The organism is Rheinheimera oceanensis (assembly GCF_018831085.1).
Classification (GTDB): domain Bacteria; phylum Pseudomonadota; class Gammaproteobacteria; order Enterobacterales; family Alteromonadaceae; genus Alishewanella; species Alishewanella oceanensis.
The window spans coordinates 151778-158599 of record NZ_JAGPNM010000009.1; the positions used below are offsets into that span (position 1 = coordinate 151778).

The following is a 6822-nucleotide window of genomic DNA, read 5'->3' on the forward strand; positions in this document are numbered from 1 at the left end:
GGGAGCGGCTGTCGATTTACCGCAACGCCAGCCGACTACCGTTAAATTTGTTTATATTACTCAACGTTATTGGCCTTGCCAAAACACCAGGCTCCCCTCGCCTTATCCCCGGCAGGCTTAAACAAGGAATACAGTGAATGTCTGACTATTCTACCCACGCGCCACAATCGCGCATTTCTACCGGTGAGTTTTCCTTACTGGTTGCGCTTATGATGTCTGTTGTTGCCATCTCTATTGATGCCTTACTGCCCGCGCTGGATGCTATCCGTGCTGACATTGTGATGAATAATCCGAATCAGGCGCAGTTGGTCGTTAGTGCGCTATTTTTTGGTATGGCTATAGGCCAGCTGATTTGCGGCCCTTTGTCAGACGCTACCGGCCGCAAGAAAGTGTTAAATGGCGGTATAGCGCTGTTTTTAGTGGGTACTGTAATTTGTTATTTTGCCAATGATATTAACACCTTGCTATTCGGCCGTTTTATTCAGGGTTTAGGGGTTTCCGGTCCTTATGTTTCGGCTATTTCTATCGTTCGCGACAAATATTCCGGCAATGATATGGCGCGTATTATGTCGCTGGTGATGATGATTTTCGTCATGGTGCCAGCTTTAGCGCCAAGCCTGGGACAGGTAGTACTATGGGTTGGCTCATGGCGTGATATTTTTCTGCTTTATGTATTTTATGCACTGTTAATAGTGCTGTGGATTTTTTGGCGCCTGGAAGAAACCCTGCCGAAACCGCATCGTATTCCGATGAGCAAAAAAGGCTTTGCCGAGGGCTTTAAAGAAGTTATTAGCAATGTACCCACTGTCTGTTACATGATTTGTATGGGCTTATTTTTCGGCAGTTTTATTGGCTATCTGAATTCGTCACAACAAATCTTCCAGGATTTATTTAAAACGGGCGAGCTATTCACCTTGTACTTTGGCTTGCTGGCTATTGTGTTTGGCGCAGCCTCATTGGTTAACTCGCGCCTGGTACAAAAGTGGGGAATGCAGCGTTTATCCGGCAGCGCGGTATGGGGTATTATCGCCAGCTCAGCGCTGTTTTTAGTGCTGCACCTGGGCGTTGAAATACAACTGTGGATGTTTTTAATCTATGCAGCAGTGCTGTTTTTTTGTTTTGGTCTGGTGTTTGGCAATATCAATGCCATGGCGATGGAGCCAATGGGTCATGTGGCAGGCATAGCTGCCGCTATTATCGGCTCTACCTCTTCCATTATGTCGATGTGTATAGGCACAGTTATAGGCCAGATGTATAACGGCACTGTTATTCCGGTAACTGCAGGTTTCTTTATTTTTGGCTGTATCAGTATGGCAATTCTAACTTTTGCTAATACCTATCAGGAACAGCGCGCAACGGCCTCGCCTGACTAACTGGTTATATATCCACTAACTACGCTTGGCCTGCGCGGCAGGGCTGCTATAATGGCCGCCATTGTGCTTAGCGAGACTTTCTGATGGATGTATCTTACCTGCTGGACGGGCTAAACGATAAACAACGCGACGCGGTGGCAGCACCACCGCAACATATGCTGGTACTGGCCGGGGCCGGTAGCGGCAAAACCCGCGTACTGGTGCATCGCTTAGCCTGGTTAATGCAGGTAGAACGGGTAGCACCTTACAGCTTGCTGGCGGTAACCTTTACCAATAAAGCCTCACAGGAAATGCGCGGCCGGATTGAAAGCACCATAGGCGTGAGTTTAAACAACTTATGGATGGGCACCTTTCATGGCTTGTCGCACCGTATGCTACGCGCGCACTATCAGGAAGCAGGCTTGCCACAGAGTTTTCAGATCATCGACAGCGACGATCAATACCGGCTGGTAAAACGGGTATTAAAAGCACTTAACCTGGATGAAAAACACTGGCCGCCTAAACAAATTCAGTGGTTTATTAACGCCCGTAAAGACGATGGCCAACGCCCTGGCATGATAGACGCCGCCGGCGATTTCAGCCTGCAGCAGATGGTTAAAATTTATGCTGCTTATCAGGATATGTGCGACCGTGCCGGTTTAGTCGACTTTGCCGAAATACTGTTACGCAGCTTTGAGCTGTTAAAACAAAACAACGAAGTACGCGGCCATTATCAGCAGCGTTTTCGCCATATCCTGGTGGACGAGTTTCAGGATACCAACGCCATTCAATACCAGTGGCTGCGGCTGTTAGCCGGCAGCACAGCTAAAGTCATGATTGTGGGTGACGATGACCAGTCAATTTATGGCTGGCGCGGCGCCCGGGTAGAGAATATCCAAACCTTCTTAAAAGACTTCCCAGACGTAGAAACCGTGCGGCTGGAGCAAAACTACCGTTCTACGGAAACGATTTTAAAAGCCGCCAATGCGGTAATTGCCAATAACACCGATCGTCTGGGCAAAGACTTATGGACCGACGGCGCTCAGGGCGAAGTAATATCGCAGTACACTGCTTTTAACGAACTGGACGAAGCACGCTTTATTGTCGGCCGTATTCGTGACTGGCACAAACAGGGCGACCGTTTAAGTGAAGCAGCTATTTTATACCGTAACAACGCCCAGTCACGGGTACTGGAAGAAGCATTAATTCAGGAAGGCTTACATTATCGCATCTACGGCGGCTTACGCTTCTATGAGCGCCAGGAAATTAAAGATGCGCTGGCCTATCTGCGCTTGTTGCATAACCGCCAGGATGACGCCGCACTGGAGCGCGTGATTAATACGCCGGTGCGTGGCATTGGCGATACCACCTTAAATAAAGTGCGCGAACATTCGCGTGCCCAGCAACAAACGCTGTGGCAAAGCCTGCAGCAGATGCTGGCACAAAAACAGCTTACCGGCCGCGCCGCCTCTGCCATTGATAACTTTATGCAGTTAATTGAGCAGTTAGATACCCAGGTAGCAGAGTTACCACTGCATGAGCAAGCCGAACATGCCATTAAGCAATCCGGTTTGTATGCCATGTACCAGGCAGAAAAAGGCGAAAAAGCGCAAACGCGGATTGAAAACTTAAACGAGCTTATTACCGCCTGTCAGAATTTTGATGAGCGCCGCGCCGAAGATATGACGCCGCTGGCGGCGTTCTTATCCCAGGCGGCACTGGAGGCCGGTGAGTATCAGGCAGAAGAGCATTCCGACGCGGTGCAGTTAATGACGCTGCACAGTGCCAAGGGGCTGGAGTTTCCGCTGGTATTTATTTGCGGCCTGGAAGAAGGCATGTTCCCCAGCCAGCAAAGTGGCGACGACCCAACCCGGTTAGAAGAAGAACGCCGGCTGTGTTATGTCGGTATGACACGGGCAATGAAAAAACTGTATTTAACTCATGCCGAAAGCCGCCGTTTATATGGTCAGGAGCAGTACCATAAACCGTCGCGTTTTATCCGTGAAATTCCGGCTGAATACGTAGAAGAAATCCGCCTGACTACCCAGGTTAGCCGGCCAACCCAGTTTAACCGCTTTGGCAGTGCTGCCTCGCACGTCGCCTTTGAAAATACCGGTTTTAAACTGGGCCAGCGTGTACTGCATGATAAGTTCGGCGAAGGCACCGTACTTAACTATGAAGGCACCGGCAGCCAGTCGCGCATTCAGGTTAACTTTGATGATTTGGGCAGCAAATGGCTGGTAACGGCTTATGCCCGGCTACAGGCAGTTGGCTAAATGCCGCTAACTGCGCTGCTGACTCAGCTACAGCAATGGCAGCAACAAGCCACGCAGCTGCACATCCGTTTGCCGGTTATCTGGCAGGGGGCGGAGGAAGCCCTGCTATCGCACACTGCAGCACTACTCAATACTATTCGTTACGATAAGCTATATTGGCTGGGCGCAGACGCACCTGCCGATGCCGTTAACTTCACCGGCAAGCAAAATTATCAGTTGCTGGGCAGCGAATGCGATATTTTGGTGATCAACGCGTTCAGCGGTTTTAATGCTGATCTGGTGGCCGCTTCAGCTGGCTGCGTTAAAGCCGGCGGTATCTGGCTGCTGCTTTGCCCGCCCTTTGCAGCATGGCAACAACAAGCTAATCCGGCACACAAAAGTCTGTTACCTTACCCGCTGGATGCCACCAGGCATCAGGGCTGCTTTTTATCGTTCTGGCTTACTCAGTTACAGCAGCAAAATGCATTTTTTATTAATGAGCTGCATATCGCAAAGCTGCTAAGCTGGCCATTAACAGCGCAACCCTATCAGGCTGCAGCGCCTTACGTTACTGCTGAGCAGCAGGAAGCTGTTGAGGCAATTTTACATGTTGTCAGTGGCCACCGTCGCCGCCCACTGGTGTTAACTGCGGATCGTGGCCGCGGAAAATCAGCAGCACTGGGCATTGCCGCGACACAACTGGCGGCACAGGACAAGCAGTTGCTTATTACAGCACCGTCACCGCAAGCTGCGGCTACAGCCTTAATGCATTTCTCACAGCTTGCTCCGCCATCACAGCACAATAATCTGCAGTTTGTTCCATTTGACGAGCTGTTACGCAACACTAAAACCGCCGACCTGTTATTAGTCGATGAAGCGGCCGCTATACCCACACCGGTGTTACAACACTTATTGCAGCGCTTTAGCCGCATAGTATTTGCTACTACAGAGCATGGCTACGAAGGCACCGGCCGCGGCTTTCAGCTGCGTTTTCAGCAATATCTTGATCAACAATGCCCCGGCTGGCGCAAACTACAAATACAACAGCCAATCCGCTATCAACCGGCAGATCCGCTGGAGCAGTTAATCTTTAATTGTTTTCTGCTCCGGCAAAATATTAATGAAACGGCATATTCGCCGCATGATGAAATCAGCATGCTGACTTATCAGGCGAAAGATTGGCTGAATAATGCCAACAAGCTGCAACAGGTATTTGGCTTGTTAAGCCTGGCGCATTACCAGACTCAGATTAAAGATCTGGCTGCGCTGCTGGATAACCCCCGGCTGCGGGTCGTTACAATGGAGCAAAATAGTCAGGTACTGGCTTGTGTGTTAATCAGCAGTGAGGGCGATATTCCGGCAGAACTGGCGCATCAGATATACCTTGGTGAACGCCGCGTACAAGGCCATTTATTGGCACAAAGCCTGGCGTTTCACCTCGCTCAGCCCGAACTTGCCAGCTTAAGCTTATGGCGCATCATGCGTATTGCTGTGCAGCCCACATTACAAAAGCAAGGCCTCGGAACACAACTATTGGAGTGTGTTAGCCAGCAGGCCAAACAGCAAAACATCCGCTATCTTGGCACCAGCTTCGGCCTTAGCAGCGAGCTATTACAGTTCTGGCAACGTAATAGCTATCAGGCCATTCGTCTTGGGGTCAGCTCAGATAAAGCCAGCGCAGAATACTCCATACTGATGCTGAAACGTGTAACCGCAGATAGCGATGCAGGTGGTGATGCAGGTAACGAAATCGTACAACAGCTTAACCGGCAGTTTGGCCATAACCTGTTTCTGACATTATCAGGCCAGTATCCTCGGCTAAATGCCAAACTTGTGCTGCAGCTGGCGACACCCTTGCCGGATGTCCCGGATCTAACAGAGGCTGAATTGCTGCAGTTAGCTCTTTTTTGTCGTAACCAACGGCCGTACGAATTGATTGAGCCTATTCTGCAACGCTGGTTTTGCAAGCATTACCATGCATTGCCGCCGGAGTTAGCTGCACCACTTTGCAGCCTTTACTGGCAACATATCAGCTGGCCTGATTTGCTTACAAAGTATGGTTTTTGCAATAAAAATGCCGTATTCACATTGTTTCGCCAACATATCTCAAAACTGATATCTACGACCATCTAACCACGGCAGCTAATCTACCCTGCCATTACTTTCTTTTTCCAGCTAATCAGGCTAAGGTGCAGACATTCTGTAATGGGTACTTATTCTATATGATCTCTGTTATTCCGCTGCTGGGTGTTTTATTGATGCCAGTAACTGCATCAGGCTTTTCTGGTTCAGAGCGCAGAACGCTACAATCCGCTGTCAACAGCGCACTTTATCTGAAAGAAATTAACCGTTTCTACCAGCAGTGTCAGCAAGATGAAGCGGATCTAACAGCTGTGATATCAAACCCGGATAATGAGCGCTCAAAATTACAGCAGCTACTGCAGCAAAAAGTACGTAGTACAGATATTCAATATTTACTTGATGCAGACCCAAAGCTGACAACAGATCTCAGGCAAAATATATTAAAGCTGGAAGATTGCACTGACACAGCAGCATTTCAAGCGCTGCAGGATAGCTATGACTTAGCCTTATTTTCACTTGAAATAGCCACACCATTAAGCAAACCTCTTAGCGACAAAAGCTCGGTTAGCGCTTCGCAAGCCAAACAGGCACAACAGCAAATCCTGGCCTTGATAGAAAGCAGCCAAGCCATCGCCTGGGTCAATATTGCAGACAGGCAGCAATTAAGCGCAGTACAGCAAGCTAACTACCTGCACCCGGACTATCAAGGTCGCTATGTTTTTAAAGTCCAGCACGGGTGGCGTGGTAATATTGCTAACTATCTGGGCATGCATATTTCTGTCAGCGATGCTGATATTGAGAAAACGGCCAAGCAGTGGCTGATCTTTTTAGACAAAAATGGCCGCTTTATTAATGCATTAGAGGCAGAACAAGCTTCTGCCCATCTGGAAGTCTTAGAGAATGCCGATTGGCGCTATGACGTGCATGGTAATCTGCACCGTAATTGATGCCATAACAAGCCCGCTGAGCGGGCTTTTTTTGTATCTTTTCCGTCATTTGTTGTGACTTGGACTCCAATAAGCGCAAAGCAAAAGGCCTACCGGTTAGGATAGGCCTTTTGCTTGAATTGGGAGCCTGGCGGTGAACTACTCTCGCATGGCGAATGCCACACTACCATCGTCGCAGCTGCGTTT

The 6822-nt window shown here is 49.2% G+C and carries 4 protein-coding genes; all 4 read left to right on the plus strand.

The window, feature by feature from the left end; genetic code table 11:
* The first annotated feature begins 137 nt into the window (after positions 1-137).
* The 4 genes from J3B89_RS17665 (at position 138) to J3B89_RS17680 (ending at position 6636) form a co-directional block, all read left to right on the plus strand.
* Entirely contained in the window at positions 138-1373 is a 1236-nt protein-coding gene (locus J3B89_RS17665; protein WP_215398814.1) for a multidrug effflux MFS transporter, read from the plus strand.
* An 83-nt stretch (positions 1374-1456) separates the two neighbouring features.
* Complete coding sequence (uvrD, locus tag J3B89_RS17670) at positions 1457-3628, plus strand: DNA helicase II (RefSeq protein ID WP_215398813.1); 2172 nt, start codon at positions 1457-1459, stop codon at positions 3626-3628.
* Entirely contained in the window at positions 3629-5740 is a 2112-nt protein-coding gene (locus J3B89_RS17675) for a tRNA(Met) cytidine acetyltransferase TmcA (protein ID WP_215398812.1), read from the plus strand.
* 125 nt (positions 5741-5865) lie between these two features.
* Positions 5866-6636 (plus strand): hypothetical protein, encoded by a 771-nt coding sequence (locus J3B89_RS17680; RefSeq protein ID WP_215398811.1) that lies wholly within the window; start codon positions 5866-5868, stop codon positions 6634-6636.
* Positions 6637-6822: the final 186 nt, after the last annotated feature.

Excerpts from the sequence above, each read along its gene's own strand:
- J3B89_RS17665 (WP_215398814.1), top strand. The coding sequence starts at position 138 with ATGTCTGACTATTCTACCCACGCGCCACAATCGCGCATTTCTACCGGT.
- uvrD (WP_215398813.1), top strand. The coding sequence starts at position 1,457 with ATGGATGTATCTTACCTGCTGGACGGGCTAAACGATAAACAACGCGAC.
- J3B89_RS17675 (WP_215398812.1), top strand. The coding sequence starts at position 3,629 with ATGCCGCTAACTGCGCTGCTGACTCAGCTACAGCAATGGCAGCAACAA.
- J3B89_RS17680 (WP_215398811.1), top strand. The coding sequence starts at position 5,866 with ATGCCAGTAACTGCATCAGGCTTTTCTGGTTCAGAGCGCAGAACGCTA.